Raw genomic sequence first — 20,078 nt, forward strand, 5'->3', positions numbered from 1 at the left:
GGCGGCCGGGGCAACGGCGGTCCCGCCACCGGCGGCGGAACGCCCCTCGGCGGGTCCACCGAGGTCTGAACCGGCCGTGCGGCCACCGGCCGGACTGCCGCCCCGCGCCGCCCCCGCCGTAGACTCCGCCGGGTGAGCACCACCATCACCCCCGTCGAACCCGCAGAGCCCCTCCCCGCGCCCGGTGGGCGGCGGTGGCCGCGCCGGTTCCTGCGGCCGGGCGCCGCGACCCTGTCCGGGCTGCTGCTCTTCGCGAGTTTCCCGCCCCGCCCCCTGTGGTGGCTGGCGCTGCCCGGATTCGCCCTGCTCGGCTGGACGCTGCGGGGCCGCCGCCCGCGCGCCGGGTTCGGGCTCGGCTTCCTCGTCGGGCTCGGATTCCTGCTGCCGCTCCTGAAGTGGACGGGTGAGGAGGTCGGCCCGCTCCCCTGGATCGCGCTGGCCGCCGTCTCCGCGCTGTTCGTCGGCGCCGTCGGGACGGGCATCGCCGCCGTGTCGCGGCTGCCGGCGTGGCCGGTGCTCGCGGCGGCCGTGTGGGTCCTCGGCGAGGCCGCGCGCGCCCGGTTCCCGTTCGGCGGCTTCCCCTGGGGAAAGATCGCCTTCGGCCAGGCGGACGGCATGTTCCTGCCGCTCGCGGCCGTCGGCGGTACGCCCGTACTGGGCTTCGCCGTCGTCCTGTGCGGCTTCGGCCTGTACGAGACGGTCCGCCAGGTCCTCGCCCACCGGGAGCGCCGCACCGCCGCCTCCACCGGGGGCGCCGCACGCCCCGTGCCCCGCGCCGCCGTGGCCGTCGCCGCGCTGTCCGTGCTCGTCCCCGTCGCGGGCGCCCTCGCCGCGCTGCCCCTCGTGGACGCCTCACCCGAGGACGGCACCGCGACCGTCGCCGCCATCCAGGGCAACGTCCCCCGCCTCGGACTCGACTTCAACGCCCAGCGCCGCGCCGTACTCGACAACCACGCCGCCCGCACCGAGCAGCTGGCCGCCGACGTCGAGGCGGGCAAGGTGCCGCGGCCGGACTTCGTCCTCTGGCCCGAGAACTCCTCCGACCTCGACCCCTACCGCAACGGCGACGCCCGGCTGGTCATCGACGACGCGGTCGACGCGATCGGCGTACCCACCGTCGTCGGCTCGGTCCTCTCGCCCGACACCGGCAAGCTGCGCAACTCGCTGATCCAGTGGGAGCCGGGCAGCGGCCCCGTCGCGACGTACGACAAACGCCATGTGCAGCCGTTCGGCGAGTACATCCCGATGCGGTCCTTCGTACGGATCTTCAGCGCCGACGTCGACCGGGTACGGCGCGACTTCGGCCCCGGTCACAAGGTCGGTGTGTTCGACCTGGCCGGGACCAGGGTCGGGCTCGCCACCTGCTACGAGGCGGCTTTCGACTGGGCGGTGCGCGACACCGTCACCCACGGCGCCCGGATGATCGCCGTGCCCAGCAACAACGCCACCTTCGGGCGCAGCGAGATGACCTACCAGCAGCTCGCGATGTCCCGTGTCCGGGCCGTCGAGCACAGCCGGTCGGTGGTCGTGCCCGTCACCAGCGGTGTCAGTGCGATGATCATGCCGGACGGCAGGGTGGTCGAGGAGACGAAGATGTTCACCCCCGACGCGCTCGTCCGCGCGATGCCGCTGCGCTCCTCGCAGACGCCCGCGACCCGGCTGGGCACGCTGCCGGAGGCGCTGCTGGCGGCGATCGCCCTCGGCGCTCTCGGTACGGTCGCCGTGCGCGGCGTACGCGCCCGGCGGCGCCCGGCCGCCCACCCCGAGGACTGAGCGAAACCGGCGGACCCCCGCCCGGGAGGACTGAGGGGCGCCGGCGGACCGCCCGCCCGGAGAGCCGGCGGTCCGCCGCGCATAGGGTCGGGGGCATGGGAACGCCGGACTTCATCAAAGAGCTACGGGCCACCGCCGGGCACCAGTTGCTGCTGCTGCCGGGGATCAGCGCCGTCGTCTTCGACGACGAGGGCCGGGTGCTGCTGGGCAGACGCGCCGACACCGGCGCCTGGTCGATCGTCGGCGGGATCCCGGAGCCGGGGGAGGATCCCGCGACGACGGCGGAGCGCGAGGTGTACGAGGAGACCGCCGTACGCTGCAAGGCCGAGCGCGTCGTCCTCGTCCACGCGCTGCCGGAGCCCGTCACGTACCCCAACGGGGACCGGTGCCAGTTCCTCGACATCACCCTGCGCTGCCGGGCCGTCGGCGGCGAGGCCAGGGTCAACGACGACGAGTCGCTGGAGGTCGGCTGGTTCTCCGTGGACGCGCTGCCCGAGCTGGGGGAGTTCGCCCGGTTCCGGATCAAGCAGGCGCTCTCGGACGGGCCCACCTGGTTCCGGCCCGCGACGGACGTCTGACGCCACCGGCGCCTGACGCGACAGGCGTCGCCGGGCGGGCCGGGTGCGACAGGAGAGGGCGGAGCGACCGCCGTCCTACTGGAGCGCGTGCACGGCCGCCGCGAACAGGGACGGGAACCGCGCGGCGGCGGGCACCACGAGGCGTGCCGCACGCGGACCACGCGCGGCACGCAACAGGCCCTCCGTGAGCAGCCGGTGACGCCTCGTCAGTTTTCCCCAGGCCGCCGGATAGGTCTCCGGCCTACCCTCGGCGAGCGCGCGTACCGCCGCCTCGGCCGTCGACAGGGCGAGGGCCACCCCCTCCCCGGTCAGCGCGTCGACATAACCGGCGGCGTCCCCGACGAGCAGGACCCGCCCGGCCCGTGGCCGTCGCACCCGCTGCCGCAGCGGCCCCGCGCCCCGGACCGCGCTCGCCGGCCGCTCCCGCAGCAACGGCGCCAAGTCCGGGAAGGCGCCCAGGTGTTCGTCGTAACTCCGCCGCTCGTGGCTCAGCACCGCCACGCCCACCAGATCGTCCCCGACGGGCGTCACGTACGCCTCGCCCCACCGTGACCAGTGGACCTCCACGAACGCCGACCAGGGCGCCACACGGAAGTGCCGCCGCAGCCCGTACCGGGACGGCGCGCGGTCCGGCAGCTCCAGCCCGAGACCGCGCCGGACCGGTGAGTGCAGCCCGTCGGCGGCGATCAGCCACCGCGCGGTCCACTCCCCGGTGCGTACCCGGTCGGCGTCCTGCCGCACCCCGCCGATCCTGCCCCGGACCGTCTCCACCCCGAGGTCGTCGGCCCGGCGGCGCAGGGCGGCGTGCAACTCGGTGCGGCGCACACCCAGCCCCGTACCGTCCCGGAAGCACGCCTCGGCGCCGCGTACGCCCTCCCGGTAGCGCACACCGCGCAGTTCGTACCCCGACACCTCGACCCCCAGCGCGCGCAGCGCCGCCACACCGCCCGGCATGACGCCCTCCCCGCACGCCTTGTCCACCGGCCCGGTGCGCGGCTCCACCACCACGGCCCGCAGTCCCGCCAGGGCGGCGTGGATCCCGGCGGCCAGACCGGCGGGGCCGCCGCCCGCGACCAGGACGTCGATCACGCCGGGGCACCGGCGCCCGCGAACCCGAGCGCCGTGTTCTCGCACCGGACGCGGACCACCATCAGGGCGGCGTTCAGCACCGTGAAGACGGCGGCCGTCACCCACGCCCCGTGCGCCAGCGGCAGCGCCAGACCCTCGGCGGCGACGGCGACATAGTTGGGATGACGAAGCAGACGGTAGGGGCCGGTGGCGACCGGCGGCAGACCGGGCACGACGATCACCCGCGTGTTCCAGCGCGGACCCAGCGTCCGTACGCACCACCAGCGCAGCGACTGGGCCGCGACGACGACGGCCACCATCGTCCAGCCGAGCACGGGCACGAACGGCCGCCCGGCCAGGGCTGTTTCGGCGAGCGCGCCGGCCAGCAGGCCCGTGTGCAGGACGACCATCGCCGGGTAGTGCCCGCCGCCGGTCTCCCTGCCGCCGCGCTCCAGACTCCAGCGGGTATGGCGGCGGGCGACGACGAGTTCGGCGGCGCGCTCGCCCGCGACGGCCAGCACCAGCAGCGTGTACCACTCCATGTGTTCTCTCCAACTCACCAGCGAAGCAGCACGAGTTCGCAGCAGAACCCGGGACCCATCGCGATCATCAGGCCGGGGGTGCCGGGCTCGGGGGAGCGGTCGGCGAGGGTGTCGCGCAGGATGTGCAGCACGGAGGACGACGACAGGTTCCCCACCTCTGACAGCGAGCGCCAGGTGACGTCCAGGGCCCCCTCCGGCAGCCCCAGCGCCTCGCCCACGGCCTCCAGGACCTTGGGGCCCCCGGGGTGGCAGACCCACGCGGTGACGTCGGCGGGCGTCAGACCGTGCTCCGCGAGGAAGTTCCGTACGTCGTCCGGGAGATGGCGGCGGACGACGGCGGGGACGGACGGATCGAGAACGACCCGGAAGCCGGACGCGGTGACGGACCAGCCCATGACATGACCGGTGTCCGGATACATACGGCTGCGGGTGGCGACGACCGTGGGACCGGCGGTCGCGGTGTCCGGCCGTACGACTTCGGGCGGTACGCTCTCCGGCCGCGTGGCTCCCGACCGCGCGACTCCGTTCGACACGGGCTCCGTCGCGAGGGACCGCGCCGCACCGGAGCGCCCCGCCCGGAACCGCTCGCCCACCGCCACCACGGCCCCCGCCCCGTCCCCGAACAGCCCGCTCGCCACCAGATTCGCCGACGACGCGTCGTCACGCTGGAAGGTGAGCGAGCACAACTCGACCGAGAGCAGCACGGCCACCTGCTCCGGCCAGCCCCGCAGATAGTCGTGCAGCCGCGCCAGCCCCGCCGCGCCCGCGACACAGCCCAGCCCGAAGACGGGCAGCCGTTTCACATCCGGGCGCATCCCCAGCCGTCCCACCAGGCGGGCGTCCACCGACGGGGCGGCAACGCCGGTCACGGAGGCGAAGAGCAGCAGATCCACGTCCTCCGCCCGGAGACCCGCCGTACGCAGCGCCCCCCGGATCGCCTCCGCGCCCAACTCCACCGCGACCTCGATGAAGATGTCGTTGGCGGCGCCGAACCCGTCGATCTTGGCGTAGTCGTCCAGCGGCAGGGCCATGTGCCGGAAGCCGACCCGCGCGCTCGCGTGCAGCCGGTCCAGGACCCGCCGGTCCGCCCCGGCCGGCAGACAGGTGCGCGCCACCATGTCGGTGATCTCGGACTGGGTGTGTCGGTACGGGGGCAGGACGCCGTGCACAGCGGCGATTCGGGTCATCGATTCCAGCCTGAGAACGTCATGACCCCTCCAACACGCGCGACGCCGGATGGGACACCGTTTGTCGCCCGTCCGGATGGCGCGCCCACGTGGCGGGCGTGCCTACGATCGGCTCGTGAACGCCGACGCGAATACCGACATGTCCCCCGCGACGCCGACCTGGGAGGCGGGGCCGGGCAGCGGGAGGCGTACCCCGGCCCGTACGAGGCCGGTCCGTACGGGACGCGCGCTGGCGCTGTCCTGCCATCCGGGCCCGGTGGCCGCCGTCACGGGGCTCACGCTCGTGCTCGCCGTCACCTCCGGGCACGGCGTGGGAAGTTGCGCGCTGCTCGTCGCGGCGGTGCTGACCGGTCAGCTCTCCGTCGGGTGGTGCAACGACGCGTACGACGCCCGCCGCGACACCGTCAACGGCCGCCGGGACAAGCCCGTCGCCACGGGCACGGTCGGCCGACGCACGGTGTGGGCGGCGGCGTTCGGGGCGCTCGCGCTCTGCGTGCCGCTCTCCCTGGCCTGCGGCGCCCTCGCGGGCGGCGCGCATCTGGGCGCGGTGGGCGCGGCGTGGGCGTACAACCTGCGGCTCAAGGCCACGCCGCTGTCCTGGCTGCCGTACGCGCTCGGATTCGCGAGTCTGCCCGCGCTGGTCTCACTGAGTCTGCCGGGCAGCCCGTGGCCGGCCTGGTGGGCCGTCACCACGGGGGCGCTGCTCGGCGTCGGGGCACACCTCGCGGACGTCCTGCCCGACATCCGCGACGACCTCGCCACCGGTGTACGGGGCCTGCCGCACCGGCTCGGCACCACCGGCACCCGCCTGCTGCTCCCGGTGCCGCTGGTCGCTGCCTCGGCGGTGCCGGTGCTCGGCCCACCGGGTCCCGCGGGCATGGCGGCCGTCCTCGTCCCGACGGCCGCCGGGACGATCGCCGCCACCGGCCTGCTCCTCGCCCGCCGCCACCCGAAAACCCCCTTCGTCGCGGCGGTCACGGTGGCGGCACTGGACGTGTCCCTGCTGGCTGTCCATGGGACGGGTGTCGGTTAGGCGCTGTCGTTCGGATCTTGCCGGGCTCGCGCCCTGGCACCACGCCTCGCCGCGGTGTCGGCGCGGGAGGGAGGCACGGCTCCCTCCTCCGCCCCGCGATCCACGGCACCGACGTGACATCGGCCGCTGACGCGTCGGGCACTCACTGATCCGGCCTGATCCGAACGACAGATCCCAGGCGCGGCCCGGAGGATCTTCGCGGGCCCGGAACGGCCGGCACGGCGCCCCGCGTCGTACGCGGGGTCGTCCTCCTAGGCCCGCGCACGCCTACCTGCGTCCGGGCCTCGCACCACGACGATCCTCCGCCGTGCGGCGCACCGCGCCGGACGCCGCGCCCCCGCCCCTGCGGGCGGCTCGCGCTCCCATGAGGACGCCGGGGCGGGACGGCCCCCGCCGGGCGCTCCCGTACCCGCCCCGCTCAGTCGCCGAACCGGGTGTCGTCGCAGTGCTCCCGGCGGTCGCGGTCGTAGGCGCCTTCGCGGGAACGGGCGTCGTCGTCGGACCGGTCGGTGTGGTGGCCACGGACATCGTTGTCCGCGTCGGCCGGTGTCTCGCAGCCCCGGCCGCCCGTACGCCGTTCCTCCTGCCGGTCCTCCAGTTGTTGCGACCGCCGTTCCTCGCGTCGCTCCGTCAGCCGCTCCGACCCGATCGTGCTCCGGCGCACCGACGCCGGGCCCTCCGGTGGTGCCGTGGGACGGCCGCCGCCCACGACCGGCAGGGAACGGGGGCTGTCGCGCGGGGCGTCCGTCGACCAGTTCTGGGCGGAGGACCCGTCCCGGATCTTCGCCACCACGGACGTGCCCGCCACGGGAGTGGTCGGGACGACGGCCAGCGAGTCGTCCCACCGGGGGACCACCTGCCCCTGGGGCGTCAGGTCGTAGCGCACGTCCGCGGCGTCGTCGGCGCCCGGCGGCGCGCAGAGCCCGAGGACCAGGGAGCCGTCCACCGTGTGGGAGTTGAGGCACAGATCGTCGTCGGCGCCGCTGCGCAGCAGCCCGTCGTCCTCGTACTGCCACCGCTGGGTGTCGGCCGACGACGAGCAGATGGCCAGGGTCGCCTCGGACCCGATGTCGGGCCGGGTGTCGCGCAGATCGAGGCAGAGGTCGGCGTCCGCGCTGCGCAGCGCCGTGCGCAGGACGTCCGGCCGCTGGTCCTGGGCGCCGCTCGGCGGCTGCCCGCCGGGCCCGGAGACGCCCTGTGAGCCGGGGTCGGTGGCGGTCGGGGAGGAGCCCGTGCCGATGGGCACGGCCGGGCCTATCGCCTGGCCGCCGCGGTCCCCCGAGCTGAGGCTGGTGACGGTCACGGCGAACAGGCCGACCGTCACCAGACCGAGCCCGCTGAGCAGGACCGTCCTCGGCCGGCCCGGCGTGCTCATGACCCGCTTGCCCAGCACCGTCACGCGCGGCAGCACCCGGGGACGCCCGCCCACCGAGTGCCGTCCGCCGCGCCGGGCGCCCGCGCGCGCGGACCGGGAGCGGCCACGTCTGCCCGGCCGGGTGTCCAGGTAGCGCCTGGCGTGCGGGCCGAGGAGCGCCTCGGCGAGCAGGGCGGCCGGGCGGCCCGCGGAGTGGACGAACTGCTCGGTGGCGTAGGCGCAATGGGCGCAGATCGCCAGATGCTGCTGGATGTCCGGGAGCAAAGGACCGCCCCGTCGCAGTGAGACGTCCAGCAGACGGTTGTAATGGCGGCATTCCGAGTCCGGCGCGAGATGGATATGCGCGCGAACACAGCCGGTGCGGAAGAGTTCCCGCGCGTGTTCCAGTTCGGTGGGCGCCATTTCCGGGTCGATGCCGAGCAGGGTGGCCGGTACGGACAGGGGCTCCGCCTCGACCTCGGTGTGCCAGAGCAGGGTCCGCGCGGGCGCGGGCATTGACCGGAAGGAGTGCAGGGCCAGCCGCCGGTTCTCCGGGGCTTGCGGCCCGTCGGGATGTCCCGCGCCGGTGTCGGTGAAATGTCCGGGGTGCTCCCAGACGTTGTCGGTCCGCTGTCCCTCGGCCGCCCAGACACCCGCCGTATGCCGTGCGGTCACCAGGAATTCGGGCCGCAGGGCCGGGACCGGACCGGGGCGGCGCAGGGCGTCGAGGACGGTGCCGAAGGCGGCGGTGGCGAGCATCGAGGCGGCGTCCGCAGAGGGGGAGCGGATCTCGGCGTAGTCGAGCAGCGCACCCCAGTGCCGGGCCAGCAGCAGCGCGGTGGCGTGGTCCTCCTCGTCGCTGTCGCCGGTCCTGAGCGCGGCGACGAGCTCCGCGTCCGGGCCTTCGGGACGGGGGACCGGACGGCCGGCCGGCGGGGGCGGGGTGGTTCTGGACGTACGGGGATCCTGCACTGAGGTCCTGCCTTCCAGGGCACTGAGTGGGGGGCGTCCAGTCCCTTGACGCGGTGATGGCGGCAGTGTTTTTCCGGCCGGCTGAAAGGGCGTTGGGGCGAATGCTGCGTATCGGTGGGCGGTGTGCTGCCTCCAGGAAAGAGATCCGCGGGGGGAGGGCGGCGCACGGTGACACCCGGAAGGCTTTTCCGGGTGGCCGGACCGTCCTCGAATCGAACGGTTGAGCGCTCTTGGCATTGCTGCCGACCGCGCGCGTTCACCATTGCACAGCCCGTGTGTGTGAAACAAGGGATCTCCAACCACGGCTATTCGGTGCGCTGTTGAAGAACGCGCCGGGGAAGGATATCCGTCGCGCGATCCAATTCGGGCCGGGGAAATACCAGAGGCGACCGGTGAATGGGGTCGCCGAGGAGACCCCGAGGGGCCCGGACCGTACCAAGGTCTTCGCAGTCGCACCGCGTCGGCAACTCTACGGCCGACGCAGCCCGTTGGTCGAACGCGAGCCCTGCTCGCGTTCGACCGGGACCCGCCGCCCGCCCCCGGGCCTGCGGGAATCCGCCGGGGCGCGGTCTACACCGGTGGCGGTTCGGCCAGCCAGTCGGCCACCGCCTCGGCGATCGGCTGCCGGGTCTCCAGCTCCACGAAGCCGAACTGGCCGCCCTGATTGCATTCGAGAAACCACCAGGTGCCGTCGGTGTCCTCGGCGAAGTCGAAGGCGCCGTAGGCGAGATGGGCGGCGCGCATGTACCCGTACACGGCGCGGTTGATGCGCTCGGGCACCTCGACGGGCTCCCACGGGTGGTCGCTCCCGTCGTACCGGCCGTCCACCTGGCCGGGGGTGGCGGCCCGCCGCGCGGCGAAGAGCCGGTGCCCGACACAGGTGAGCCGGATGTCCGCCCGCTTGGAGACATGGCGCTGGAGCAGGGTGGGCCCGGCGGCGACCGAGGAGAAGTCGGCGCCGGGTCCCACCCGGGTGGTCGGCAGCGACACCGGGGGATCGCCGGGCGGCGGGCCGGTGATCGACTTCACCACGATGTCCCGGTGCTCGGCGGCGAACAGCCGCGCGATGCGCGGAAAGGTGGTGACGAGCGTCGGCGGCACGGCGAAGCCGCTCTGGTGCGCGACCCTCAGCTGCCACGGCTTGAGCCGCGCCTGCGCCGCCGCCTGGGGGTGGTTCATCCAGCGCGCCGTGGTCGAGTACAGCATGCCGAAGAAGGCGTGGGCGGACTCGGCGGTGAGCCAGGGCGAGGGGTGCGGCGCGTGGGCCGCGCTCGCACCCGGCCGCCGTACCCATATCGAACGCAGTCCGTCCATGCTCAACAGGCGTCCGCCCGCGGACAGATGCCCGCGGAAGTCGCCGCTGACGTACTCGGCGGACATCGCCGCCTCGCCCGGCAGGTCGGCGGGGTCGAAGCGCACCAGCGGGGTACCGCGCCCGTGCAGTTCGGCCACCACCAGATCGGCGGTGACGTCCTGCTCGGCGGTGAGGATCAGCACAGTCATCGGGTGGCCGGTTCGCTCAGTCGTCGAAGTGCGTCTTGGAGCCGGCCGTCGAGGTCGTGGACCCGGCGGCCAGCAGCAGTGCGCGGTCGGCTATCGCGGGACGTCCGTCGGGCAGGACGTTCAGCTGGAGCGTGGAGTCGTAGGTGAAAGGTCCGACGACCGGCGAGCTCGGAGCCGGGAAAGCGTAGTTCAGCGCGAACGGTCGCATGATTCTCCTCCACTGACCCGAGAGTGTGTGTCTGTCACGCAGGTAACAATACGTGGCGAAGACGTAATGGTCTCAGCACGGAACGTCATATATGACGGGCCGTCAGCAAAAGCGCCCGTCACCGCCTTCCGGACCTGGGCGGACGGGGGTCCGGAGTGCGGTGACGGGGTCGTGAAACGTCCTCAAGTCCGTTGTGGAGAAACCGAGTTCGGTGGACCGGACTGCCGGTATTGAGGGGTCCTGTCCCGATTCCGGCGGAGGTCCTCCCCGGCGGGGGGCCGGGAGGTGAAGGCGCCGCGACGGCCTTCCCGGGCGCCCGCGCACGGGCGGCCGGGGCGGGGAGATTCTCCCGCCCCGGCCGCCTCCGGTGCCGCCTGTCCCGGTGCGCCGGCCGAGGTCCGGCCGGTCCGCCTCAGAAGGTGAAGACGGCTCCTCTGCCCCCGTCCATGGCACAGGAGTTGGCGAAGGTGTGCGCGTAGGCGACGCGCTGCCCGTCCCACACGCCGTCGGCCGTCACGGTGACCGGTTCCCACTCCTTGGTGCAGACCCGGTTGGTCGCGGAGGCGGTGACGGTGTCGAACTTCGCGCCGTTCTGCTTGAGTTCGGAGCAGGCGGCCACCGGGTCGGGGTGGCTGCCGGACGGCGTGGGGGCGCAACTCAGCGTGACCGCGCGCCGTACGGTGCCGGTCGTGTGATCGGCACCGTCCGTAACCGCCAGCACCAGCGCCGAGGGCGCGTACACGCTCTCCGATCCGGTGGACGGGGCGACGGGGGCCGTCGGCACGCCTCCGATGGCTGCGCGCGCGGCGGCCGCCTCCACGGCCGCCCCGCCGGTCGTTCCTGTCGAGGCGGCGCCGGCCGTGCCGGCGAACGACAGACTGCTCAGTGCCAGTGCGGCTCCACACGCCGCGGCCCTTGCGATGCTCCGCATTGCGAACACTCCCTGGGGTCGATGTCTCGGACAACGGACGTGAGTCTTGCTCACGGCGGGGGTGTCAGGCCCGCTTCACGGCCCGTTTCCGTCGCTCCGCGTGTCGTCACGATCGCTTTCTGTGCGGACAATCGCCTGGTCCGGGTGGGTGGGGAGGGGGCGGTGGGTGGGGAGGAAAGGGAGTGATTCGCAGTTCGTGTGGCAGGTTGACGGTTTGATTGTCAGGTGGAAGGACGTATGAATCTTGGATTATGTGACTGTCAGCGACGGAGGAGGAGTTCGGTGTTGCGCGCGTCGTCCGTCCCCGCCAGGTCCTGGCGGCTCCCCGGCGTGTTGAGCGCCAGTTCCCGGTAGAGCGAGGCCAGGCCCGTCGGGGAGAGGTCCGTGAAGTCGGTTGGGCGCGGCGCGGCCGACTCGATCAGGGTGGTGAAGAGCGACAGCGTGCCGTCCCGGTTGTCCGCGATCTCGATCACCCGCGCGAGCTGTGGGAAGTCGATGTGCGAGGCGGTGGAGATCTCCCAGAACGAACCGTGCGGCAGGACCACGTTGCGATGGCTGTGCCCGTTGATCCAGGCCACCGCCGAACGGTGGCGCCGCAGCAGCGACACGACCGCGTTCCCGTCGTGCCGCGCCTCCCCGGGCCGTGCCGGGTCGGGCCGTTCGTTGCCCATCGTCCAGCTGTTGTGGTGCGTGAACAGCACCACCCAGCCGTCCCGGTGCTCCGTCAGTACCCGCTCCAGCCAGTCCAGCTGCCCGGTCCCCACGGAGCCGGTGAAGTGGCCGCCGTGGTCGGTGGTGTCCAGGCTGACCCCGGTCACGTTCTCCCCCATGGGGAACGTGTAGTCGAGACTCCCGTCCGCCAGATTGGCCCGGGTGTAGCCGTGGCCGGCCGGCCCGGCCCCGGTGTGCCGGGGGTCCAGATGTGCCGTCAGGTACTGGAGCGGGGTGAACGGCGCGCGCCGGGGGTCCGGCGTGACCGCGCGCATCCGCCGCTTCTCGCGGCGCAGCAGTGAGATGACCGCCTCGCCGTGGGCGGACTCGCCCGCGGCGATCCGGGCCAGCAGCGTTTCGGCGTCCGGCTTCGGGACGTCGTACAGCTTGCGCGCCCCGACGGCGAAGTCGGCGAGGAAGCCGGTCCGGTCGGAGTAGGCGCCGCTGGCGAGGCTGTCGTGGTTGCCGACGGTCGAGTACCAGGGCAGCGCCAGGCCGGGACTGCGTACGGGGCGCAGCGCCGCCTCCAGGAAACCCTCGACGCGCGGGAAGCCCAGGCGCTTGTAGGCGTCGGGCGCGCCGTCCTCCGGATGCCAGTACATCCGCGCGCCCGAGTTCTGCACCCCCTCGTACGCCTCCGGGTCCCCGGTGTTCGGGGTGACGAGCCCGCCGCTCATCAGGGTCAGGTACCAGTCGAGCTCGCACAGCGCGTTGTTGTCCGTGTTGTCGCCGGTCGTCATGGCGAAGGCCAGCGGCGCGCCGGTCGCCGGCCCCGTCCCCAGCGAATTGATCCGCTCGATCAGCGACACACCCCCGGCCACCGACAGCGCTTCATGGGGGCGCCAGGCGCCGGGCGACTGACTGCGCACGTACTCGGTGCGCACGGGGTGCTGCACGTCGGTCACGTGGAGGTCGGTGAGCTGGACGAAGGAGCTGAGTACCGTACGGCGGTCCTCCCGGCCGGACTTGGCGGTCGCGAACTGTTCGCGTACGACCCGGCGCCAGCCCGGACCGTCCCCGAGCCGCCGGAAGGCCGCGCCCCGGTCGCGCGGTACGGACCGCGAGTGGAGCGTCGTCAGCGGGGCCGAGGGGCCGGCGGAGGAGGGCGCGGGCACGGGAGCGGCGGTGGGGACGGGGCCGGCGGGGGCCGTCGGCGCGGGCGCCGCGGCGGCGCTGCCGGATCCGCCGCCGGTACCGACGGCCACGCCGATACCGGCGGACAGGCCCACGGCTCCGGCGGCGGCGAGGAAGGAACGGCGGTCGACGGCGGTGACCGCCGAGCGGATGCGTGACATGGTGCGCTCTCCCCGAGTGCGTACGTCGCGGCAGCCGGGCCGCGTCTGGCACCTCGTCCCGGCACGCCGGGCGGACCCCGGCCCTTCCGATGCTGGGCACCCGGCGTGGCCCGCGCGTGAACGAGACCGCAACGCCCGCCGCCCATCGCCGCACATGGATCACTCGCAACCGCAAACGTTCGCCGGGGCCTCCCGCGACGTCCGGGAACCGCTCATCCGCCGTTCACCGGACGGGGAAGCGACGGGCCCCGGGCTGCCGACCGGGGACCGGTCCCGGGGCCTTCCGGAGGGAGCGGATCTGTCGTGCAGTAAGCGCTTTCTGATTTTGTTAGATGTGTTGACGAATTGGTGAGGGTGCGTCAGCATCGCCTCCAAAAGTTCGAAGAGCGACCCCCATGCCCCTCTGCCGAGCCCTGCACCAGGGAGTAGCGACGCATGCCCACCCGAACCGCACCGCTGCCCGTACGCAATCCAGGAACCGGCGAACAGCTGGGTGAGATCGAGGACTTCGGTCCGGAGCGCGTCACCGCCGCCCTCGCCGCCGCGGCACACGGCCAGCGGGCGATGGCCGCACTGCCCGCGCACGCCCGCGCCCGGCTGCTGCTCACCGTCGCGGACCTGATCGAGGCGGAGACCGACGACCTGGCGCGGCTGCTCGCCGCCGAGAACGGCAAGCCCGTCTTCCAGACCGTCGAAGAGGTCCGGGCCGCCGTCCGGATCTTCCGCGGCTTCGCGGGCGAGGCCACCCGCCTCTTCGGCCGCCAGATCCCGCTCGACGCCGTCCCCGGTCTGGAACGGCACCTCGCCGTCACCCTCCGCGAGCCGCTCGGCCCGGTCGCCGCGCTGGTGCCGTTCAACTACCCGGTCGAGCTCTACGCCCACAAGGCCGCCGCCGCCCTCGCCGCCGGCAACGCGGTCCTCGTCCACCCGCCCGCGCGCTGCCCGCTCGCCGTGCTGCGGATCGGCGAACTCGTGCGGCGGGCGGGCGTCCCGGACGGCGCCCACCAGATGCTCACCGGCGGCGTCCAGGTCTCCCAGGAACTCGCCTCGCGCCCCGGCGCCGCCGCCGTCAGCCTCACCGGCAGCACCACCGCCGGACGCGAGATCGCCCGCCGCGCCGCCGACACCCTGAAGAAGGTCCACCTCGAACTCGGCGGCAACGACGCCCTGATCGTCTGCGACGACGCCGACGTCGAACTGGCGGCCGAGGCCGTGGTCCTCGGCCGGCTCGCCCGCGGCAACGGCCAGATCTGCTGCGCCGTCAAACGCGTCTACGTCCAGGACGGGGCGCACGACAGCTTCGTGGAGGCACTGCTGGCGGGCGCGGCGAAACTCAGCGTCGGGGACCAGCTCGCCGATGGCAACGATGTCGGCCCGCTCATCAGTGAGGAGGCCGCCGAACGCGTCGAGGCGGCCGTCGCCGCGCTCGTCGCCGACGGCGCGCGCATGGCGGCCGGCGGCGGACGCCGGGGCGCCTTCTACGACCCCGCCGTCCTCGTCGACGTCCCCCACGACAGCCCCGCGTTCGCCGACGAGATCTTCGGCCCCGTCGCCCCCGTCGCCCGCTTCTCCGACCCGCTCGACGCCGTACGGATGGCCAACTCCTCCCCGTACGGCCTCCAGGCCGCCGTCTTCACCCGAGACATCCAGCGCGCCCTCACCCTCGCCGGACGGCTGGAGGTCGGCGGCGTCGTCATCAACGGGTCGACCGCGCTGCGCGCCGAGAACCTGCCCTTCGGCGGCCCGAAGGACACCGGCGGCTCGGCCGAGGGACTGCACGACACCGCCCTGGAGTTCACCCGGCAGAAGACGATCGTCGTGATGGAGGCGTTCGGGTGAGCACGCCGACCCGGCCGGTCCTGCGGATGCGCGGGGTCCACAAGTCGTACGGCCCCACGAAAGTGCTGCACGGAGTCGACCTCACCGGACGGGCCGGTGAGGTGCTGGCCGTCGTCGGCGCCAACGGGGCGGGCAAGTCCACCCTCATCAAGATCCTCGCGGGCGCCGAGCGGATGAGCGCCGGGCAGCTCCAACTGGACGGTGAGAGCGTCGAGTTACGCTCCCCGCACGACGCCCACACACACGGCGTCCGCACCGTCCACCAGGAACTGACCCTGGTGCCCGAACTGTCCGTCACCGAGAACCTCCTCATGGGCCACTTCCCGAGGCGCCTCGGCGGCCTCATCGACTGGAAGGCCGCCCACCGCCGCGCTCGCGACCTGCTCGACGGCATCGGCTACGGCGCCATCGACCCCCGCGTCAGGGCAGGCCGTCTCACCGTCGCCCGCCAGCAGATGGTGGAGATCGCCAAAGCCCTGGTCAGCGAGGGCGGCGAACCCCGTGTGCTGGTCCTGGACGAGCCGTCCGCCGTCCTCGCCGGCAGCGACCTCGACGCGCTGTTCGCCCTGATCCGGCGCCTCCAGGAACGCCGCGTCCTCGTCGTGTACGTCTCCCACCGCCTGGCCGAGGTCACCGAACTGGCCACCTCCATCGTGGTGATCAAGGACGGCCGGGTCGTCGCCGAGACCACCCCCGACCGCACCGACGAGAACGAACTGATCCGGCTGATGGCGGGCCGCCCCGCCGGACAGCTCTACCCCGCGCGCCGCGCCGACGAGGGCGACGCCCTCCTCGACGTCCAGGGGCTCGGCCGCACCGGGGAGTTCAGCGACGTCTCCTTCTCGCTGCGCGCCGGACGCATCACCGGACTGTTCGGGCTCGTCGGCTCCGGCCGCAGCGAACTCGCCCGCTGTGTCTTCGGCGCCGAGCCCGCCACCACCGGGACCGTCCGCGCGGCGGGCACCGACAGCGCGCGGTTCCGGGGCCCGCGCGACGCCATCGCGGCCGGGCTCGCCCTGGTCACCGAGGACCGCAAGCGCAGCGGGCTCGTCCTCGGTCTCAGCACCGCCGAGAACATCGGCCTCACCACCCTGCGCACCACCACCCGCGGCCCGCTGCTCGACACCGCGCGCCGCCGCCGCGACGTCGTCTCCATGGTCGACCGGCTGGACATCCGGCCCGCCCACGCGGCGGGGCTGCCCGTACGCGCGCTCAGCGGCGGCAACCAGCAGAAGGCCGTCCTCGCCAAGTGGCTCCTCACCGGGCCCCGGGTGCTGCTGCTCGACGAACCCACCCGGGGTGTCGACATGGCCACCCGCGCCGAGATCTACCGGATGCTCGACCGGCTCGCCCGCGACGGCATGGCCATCCTGCTCATCTCCTCCGACCTCACGGAGGTGCTCGGCGCCACCGACCGGGTGCTGGTGATGCACGAGGGGCGGATCGCCGCGGAACTCCCTTCGGACGGTACGACCGAGGACACCGTCCTCGCCCACGCGATCGGACACACGGCATGACCGAACAGCTCACCCGCCCCACCGGGCCCGGCGACCCCGCCCCGGCCCCGCCGCGCGGCTCGCGGCTGCCCCGGCTCACCGTCGGCGGACGCGACATCACCGCCGAGGCGGCGACGGTGGTCCTGCTCGTCGTGCTCACCGTGGTCGCGGGCACCACCACCGAGGCGTTCCTCACCGAGGGCAACCTCACCAACCTGCTCAAGCAGATGGTCACCACCGGCCTGCTCGCCTACGGGATGCTCGCCGTCATCCTCACCGGCGGCATCGACCTCTCCGTCGGCTCGGTCGTCGCGTTCTCCGGCATCGTCGCCGCCGGACTCTCCGCCGGGCTGCCCGTCCCCGTCGCCATGGCCGTCGGCGTCGCCTCCGGCATCGGCTTCGGACTGCTCAACGGCGTCCTGGTGGCCCGCTTCCAACTCGCGCCGTTCGTCGTGACACTGGCCGCGCTCACCACCATCAGAGGTCTCGCCTTCGTCTACTCGGAGACCCCCGTCGCACCGGAGAAGCCCGGCTTCTTCGAACTCGGCTCCGCCGTGGTCGGCCCACTGCCCGTCTCCACCCTGATCATGCTGGCGGTCTTCCTGGTCGGCGGCGTCTTCCTCAGCCGCACCCCGTCCGGCCGCTCCCTGGTCGCGATCGGCGGCAGCGCGGAGACCGTACGCCTCGCGGGCATCGGCGTCCGGCGCCATCTCGTCCTCGCGTACACGATTTCCGGCGCCTGCGCGGGACTCGCCGGGGTCATCCTCGCCAGCCGGGTCGGCATCGCCCAGCCCAGCGTCGGCACCGCGTTCGAACTCGACGCCATCGCCGCCTGTGTCATCGGCGGCGCCAGCCTGGCCGGCGGCAAGGGCTCCGTGCGGGCCACCTTCGCCGGCGTCCTCGTCCTCGCACTCATCAACAACCTGCTCAACCTCTACGACGTGCAGAGCTTCTGGCAGCAGGTGCTCAAGGGCCTGATCATCGTCGCCGTCATCCTCGTCCAGCGCACCGGCCGATTCCGCACGGCGGCCGTGCCCGCACCGCAACCCGGAAAGGCAAGCCCCTCATGATCACGAAACGAGCGACCGGTGTGCTGGTGGCCGCAGTCCTCACCGCGGCCCTGACCGGCTGTTCCTCCGACTCCGGGAGCGGCGGCGAGGGCGACGGCCCGTACACCGTCGGCGTCGCCAACTTCACCCTCGGCGGCCCCTACTTCAACGGCATGGACAAGGCCGTCAAGGCCCGTGCCAAGACGAAGGACGTCGAGATCCTCAGCACGGACGCGGGCGGCGACGCCGCCAAACTCGCCTCCAACGTCGAGGACCTGATCAGCAAGGACGTCGACGCCGTCATCATCTCCGGCGGACCGCTGGAGTCGGCGCCCGCCGTCCTCAACTCCCTGAAGGCGGCGGGCAAACCCGCCGTCCTGGTCGACCGGAAGTTCCGGACGGGCGAGTACGCGAGCTGGGTCGGCCCCGACAACGAGGCGATCGGCAAGCAGAACGGCGAGTTCCTCGCCGAGCGACTCCCCGACGGCGGGAAGGTCGCGCTGATCAAGGGCGGCCCCGCCGACAACAGCATCGGCAAGGCCCGCACCGACGGCGTCAAGGGCGCGCTCGAAGCCGCGTCCGGCATCGAACTGGTCGAGGCGCCCGACTACGGCAACTGGAGCTCCGACGGCGGACTCACCGTCATGGAGAGCCTGCTCGCCGCCCACGACGACATCGACGCCGTCTTCTGCGAGAACGACGCCATGTGCCTGGGCGCGCAGCGCGCCGTCAAGGACGCCGGCCGCTCCAAGATCGTACTGGCGGGCGTCGACGGCCAGAACGAGGCGCTGAAAGCCATCCTCGACGGGACCAACTACCTGGTCACCGGCCTGAACGACGCCGACGTGATCGGAAGTCTCGGCCTGGACAGGACCGTGGAGATCCTCGACGGCGGGAAGCCGGAGAAGGACACGGTCGTGCCCTCGCCGCGCGTCACCAAGGAGAACGCGGAGAAGTACTACGACCCGAAGGGCATCTTCTGATGAGCCGCACCCTCACGCACTCCCCGCCACCCGGCCGGTCCGGCCGTACCCGCTCCCTGCCCCGGACGAAGCGCGCGTACGCCCTGACGGCCCTGCTCTGCGGCGCCCTCGTCGTCCCGCTCTCGCTCGGCTCCGCCAGCGCGGCCCCGGACGACGGCGCCGGAGCGGCGGCGGCCGATCGCCCCGGCAAGGCTCCGAAAGCGCCCAAGGCACCGGCCTGGCGGCTGCTGCACTCGGAGAACTTCGCGAAGAAGCTGGACCCGGCGGGCGCGCCCTGGACCCGTGAGACGTACAGCAAGCCGTTCGACACCATCATGGAGGACAACGGCAAGTGGTACCCGAACGACTACGGGCCCGCCTGGAACACCGCGTTCACCTCCTTCGACACCTACCGCAAGGAGTTCAAGGTCGGTGACGGCGGATGGCTCACCGCCTCGCTCTCCGCGCGCGACTGGAACAAGGACGGACGCATCGAGAAGGCCCCGTCCGTCACCAACGGGCGGGCGGGCGGCAGCACCGTCGCCCGGCTCACCGTTCCCGACCACACCGGCGGTGCCATCTTCCGGCCCACGCAGTCCCTGCCGGACCAGTACCGCGTCGAGTACAAGCTCAAGACGCTCGACTTCGGCGGAAAGCGCAACGGCACCATCGACTACGACAACCGCACGAACGGCTACAGCAAGGACGGCTGCAAGACCCAGCACCCGTGGGGCGAGGGCTCCGACAGCCCCGGCTGGGAGGGTGACGCGTCCGCGCCGTACTGCGAGTGGCAGGACGTACGGGCCGGCCGCTACGGGTACAACGGCTTCCACTATCTGTCGATCGTGGACTTTGCCGACCCCGCGCCCCGCAACAACCACTTCTGGCACTACCGCCGCAAGGTCCTCATGGACTCCTTCGCCCAGCACCCCGACCGGGTCGGCTCGGGCACCGGCGGCCGGATCTGCAACTCCGCCGACAACACGTACTACAACTACCGCGACAGCAGCTTCAACACCGTCAACATGTGGATCAGCGGACTGCCCAACTGGAACCCCGGCAGAGGCGGTCTCGCGGGCAACTCGCAGTGGTTCATGACCAGTTGCTCGAACGGCGTGGCCGAGCAGCAGCTGTCGTCCGCCGCCGAGCTCCAGCCGGAGCTGATGCCCAACCAGGACTACACCTTCGCGATCGAACGCGACTCCACCGGCTACACGCTGGAGGCCAGCGGCAACTTCGCCCGCGCCGGACAGCGAACCCTCCGCTTCCACCGCCCGTTCATCGTGGGCAACGACCCGATCTGGCACTACAACGTCAAGCCGGGCGAGTACGACGGGCGTTACAACAACACGCTCACGCAGAACGACTACAACGGCAGCGCCAGCTGGCCCGACCAGTGGCCCTCCGGCTCCGCCTACCCGGACTCCTTCGTCATCGGGGACCTCTACACCAACGTCTACGAGGGCAGCGCGAGCCTGACCGACATCAAGATGTTCGTCCCCAGGACCAGGAAGTAGGGCGAGCAGAAGTACGGCGAGAAAAAGTCGCCTCCCAGGGAGTAACCCTCGGTCGAAGGG

Annotated in this window: 16 protein-coding genes; 8 read left to right on the plus strand and 8 right to left on the minus strand. The window is 72.9% G+C overall.

What is annotated here, in order from left to right; genetic code table 11:
• The first annotated feature begins 132 nt into the window (after nt 1–132).
• Entirely contained in the window at nt 133–1,773 is a 1,641-nt protein-coding gene (gene lnt / locus OG875_RS28920) for an apolipoprotein N-acyltransferase (protein WP_330177179.1), read from the plus strand.
• 95 nt (nt 1,774–1,868) lie between these two features.
• Nucleotides 1,869–2,351 carry an NUDIX hydrolase gene (locus OG875_RS28925; protein ID WP_330177180.1) on the plus strand — a complete coding sequence of 161 codons (483 nt, stop codon included), beginning with the start codon at nt 1,869–1,871 and terminating at the stop codon, nt 2,349–2,351.
• A 75-nt stretch (nt 2,352–2,426) separates the two neighbouring features.
• On the opposite strand, the gene OG875_RS28930 is transcribed toward OG875_RS28925, so the two are convergent.
• From OG875_RS28930 to OG875_RS28940, 3 genes are read right to left on the minus strand one after another with little or no spacing between them, the layout of a single operon-like run.
• Nucleotides 2,427–3,440 carry an NAD(P)/FAD-dependent oxidoreductase gene (locus OG875_RS28930; protein ID WP_330177181.1) on the minus strand — a complete coding sequence of 338 codons (1,014 nt, stop codon included), beginning with the start codon at nt 3,438–3,440 and terminating at the stop codon, nt 2,427–2,429.
• Nucleotides 3,437–3,961 carry an isoprenylcysteine carboxyl methyltransferase family protein gene (locus tag OG875_RS28935; protein ID WP_330177182.1) on the minus strand — a complete coding sequence of 175 codons (525 nt, stop codon included), beginning with the start codon at nt 3,959–3,961 and terminating at the stop codon, nt 3,437–3,439. The genes OG875_RS28930 and OG875_RS28935 overlap by 4 nt, the downstream gene beginning before the upstream one ends.
• Before the next feature lie 14 nt (nt 3,962–3,975).
• Nucleotides 3,976–5,148, minus strand: coding sequence for a type III polyketide synthase (locus tag OG875_RS28940; protein ID WP_330177183.1), 1,173 nt, complete (start codon nt 5,146–5,148; stop codon nt 3,976–3,978).
• A 139-nt stretch (nt 5,149–5,287) separates the two neighbouring features.
• Between OG875_RS28940 and OG875_RS28945 the strand changes: the two genes are divergently transcribed.
• Nucleotides 5,288–6,181 carry a UbiA family prenyltransferase gene (locus OG875_RS28945; RefSeq protein ID WP_443079295.1) on the plus strand — a complete coding sequence of 298 codons (894 nt, stop codon included), beginning with the start codon at nt 5,288–5,290 and terminating at the stop codon, nt 6,179–6,181.
• A gap of 418 nt (nt 6,182–6,599) precedes the next feature.
• Here OG875_RS28945 and OG875_RS28950 read toward each other — a convergent pair whose 3' ends face one another.
• The 5 genes from OG875_RS28950 to OG875_RS28970 form a co-directional block, all read right to left on the minus strand.
• Nucleotides 6,600–8,507: an RICIN domain-containing protein gene (locus OG875_RS28950; RefSeq protein ID WP_330177185.1), complete on the minus strand. Its 1,908-nt coding sequence runs from the start codon at nt 8,505–8,507 to the stop codon at nt 6,600–6,602.
• A gap of 570 nt (nt 8,508–9,077) precedes the next feature.
• Nucleotides 9,078–10,010 (minus strand): ATP-grasp ribosomal peptide maturase, encoded by a 933-nt coding sequence (tgmB, locus tag OG875_RS28955; protein WP_330177186.1) that lies wholly within the window; start codon nt 10,008–10,010, stop codon nt 9,078–9,080.
• A 16-nt stretch (nt 10,011–10,026) separates the two neighbouring features.
• Entirely contained in the window at nt 10,027–10,218 is a 192-nt protein-coding gene (gene tgmA, locus OG875_RS28960; protein WP_330177187.1) for a putative ATP-grasp-modified RiPP, read from the minus strand.
• A gap of 412 nt (nt 10,219–10,630) precedes the next feature.
• Nucleotides 10,631–11,149: a subtilase-type protease inhibitor gene (locus OG875_RS28965; RefSeq protein ID WP_330177188.1), complete on the minus strand. Its 519-nt coding sequence runs from the start codon at nt 11,147–11,149 to the stop codon at nt 10,631–10,633.
• Between the two features lie 260 nt (nt 11,150–11,409).
• Nucleotides 11,410–13,155: a TIGR03767 family metallophosphoesterase gene (locus OG875_RS28970; protein WP_330177189.1), complete on the minus strand. Its 1,746-nt coding sequence runs from the start codon at nt 13,153–13,155 to the stop codon at nt 11,410–11,412.
• 435 nt (nt 13,156–13,590) lie between these two features.
• Here OG875_RS28970 and OG875_RS28975 point away from each other — a divergent pair, with 435 nt between their 5' ends.
• Genes OG875_RS28975 through OG875_RS28995 form a run of 5 tightly spaced genes read left to right on the plus strand, consistent with a single transcriptional unit; the run spans nt 13,591 to nt 20,018 of the window.
• A complete protein-coding gene (locus tag OG875_RS28975) occupies nt 13,591–14,994 on the plus strand; it encodes an aldehyde dehydrogenase family protein (RefSeq protein WP_330177190.1) in 1,404 nt (467 codons plus the stop codon).
• Nucleotides 14,991–16,511 carry a sugar ABC transporter ATP-binding protein gene (locus OG875_RS28980; RefSeq protein ID WP_330177191.1) on the plus strand — a complete coding sequence of 507 codons (1,521 nt, stop codon included), beginning with the start codon at nt 14,991–14,993 and terminating at the stop codon, nt 16,509–16,511. Before OG875_RS28975 ends, OG875_RS28980 begins: the two co-directional genes overlap by 4 nt.
• Nucleotides 16,508–17,560 (plus strand): ABC transporter permease, encoded by a 1,053-nt coding sequence (locus tag OG875_RS28985; protein ID WP_330177192.1) that lies wholly within the window; start codon nt 16,508–16,510, stop codon nt 17,558–17,560. The genes OG875_RS28980 and OG875_RS28985 overlap by 4 nt, the downstream gene beginning before the upstream one ends.
• A complete protein-coding gene (locus OG875_RS28990; protein ID WP_330177193.1) occupies nt 17,557–18,522 on the plus strand; it encodes a sugar ABC transporter substrate-binding protein in 966 nt (321 codons plus the stop codon). The genes OG875_RS28985 and OG875_RS28990 overlap by 4 nt, the downstream gene beginning before the upstream one ends.
• Entirely contained in the window at nt 18,522–20,018 is a 1,497-nt protein-coding gene (locus OG875_RS28995; protein WP_330177194.1) for a mucin-5B, read from the plus strand. The genes OG875_RS28990 and OG875_RS28995 overlap by 1 nt, the downstream gene beginning before the upstream one ends.
• Nucleotides 20,019–20,078 lie beyond the last annotated feature (60 nt).

Source organism: Streptomyces sp. NBC_01498, assembly GCF_036327775.1.
Lineage (GTDB): Bacteria > Actinomycetota > Actinomycetes > Streptomycetales > Streptomycetaceae > Streptomyces.

What these genes read in the sequence shown, in the direction of transcription:
- OG875_RS28925 (WP_330177180.1), top strand. Translation starts at nt 1,869, where the DNA reads ATGGGAACGCCGGACTTCATCAAAGAGCTACGGGCCACCGCCGGGCAC.
- OG875_RS28935 (WP_330177182.1), bottom strand. Translation starts at nt 3,961, where the DNA reads ATGGAGTGGTACACGCTGCTGGTGCTGGCCGTCGCGGGCGAGCGCGCC.
- OG875_RS28940 (WP_330177183.1), bottom strand. Translation starts at nt 5,148, where the DNA reads ATGACCCGAATCGCCGCTGTGCACGGCGTCCTGCCCCCGTACCGACAC.
- OG875_RS28945 (WP_443079295.1), top strand. Translation starts at nt 5,288, where the DNA reads ATGTCCCCCGCGACGCCGACCTGGGAGGCGGGGCCGGGCAGCGGGAGG.
- tgmB (WP_330177186.1), bottom strand. Translation starts at nt 10,010, where the DNA reads ATGACTGTGCTGATCCTCACCGCCGAGCAGGACGTCACCGCCGATCTG.
- tgmA (WP_330177187.1), bottom strand. Translation starts at nt 10,218, where the DNA reads ATGCGACCGTTCGCGCTGAACTACGCTTTCCCGGCTCCGAGCTCGCCG.
- OG875_RS28965 (WP_330177188.1), bottom strand. Translation starts at nt 11,149, where the DNA reads ATGCGGAGCATCGCAAGGGCCGCGGCGTGTGGAGCCGCACTGGCACTG.
- OG875_RS28970 (WP_330177189.1), bottom strand. Translation starts at nt 13,155, where the DNA reads ATGTCACGCATCCGCTCGGCGGTCACCGCCGTCGACCGCCGTTCCTTC.
- OG875_RS28975 (WP_330177190.1), top strand. Translation starts at nt 13,591, where the DNA reads ATGCCCACCCGAACCGCACCGCTGCCCGTACGCAATCCAGGAACCGGC.
- OG875_RS28985 (WP_330177192.1), top strand. Translation starts at nt 16,508, where the DNA reads ATGACCGAACAGCTCACCCGCCCCACCGGGCCCGGCGACCCCGCCCCG.
- OG875_RS28990 (WP_330177193.1), top strand. Translation starts at nt 17,557, where the DNA reads ATGATCACGAAACGAGCGACCGGTGTGCTGGTGGCCGCAGTCCTCACC.
- OG875_RS28995 (WP_330177194.1), top strand. Translation starts at nt 18,522, where the DNA reads ATGAGCCGCACCCTCACGCACTCCCCGCCACCCGGCCGGTCCGGCCGT.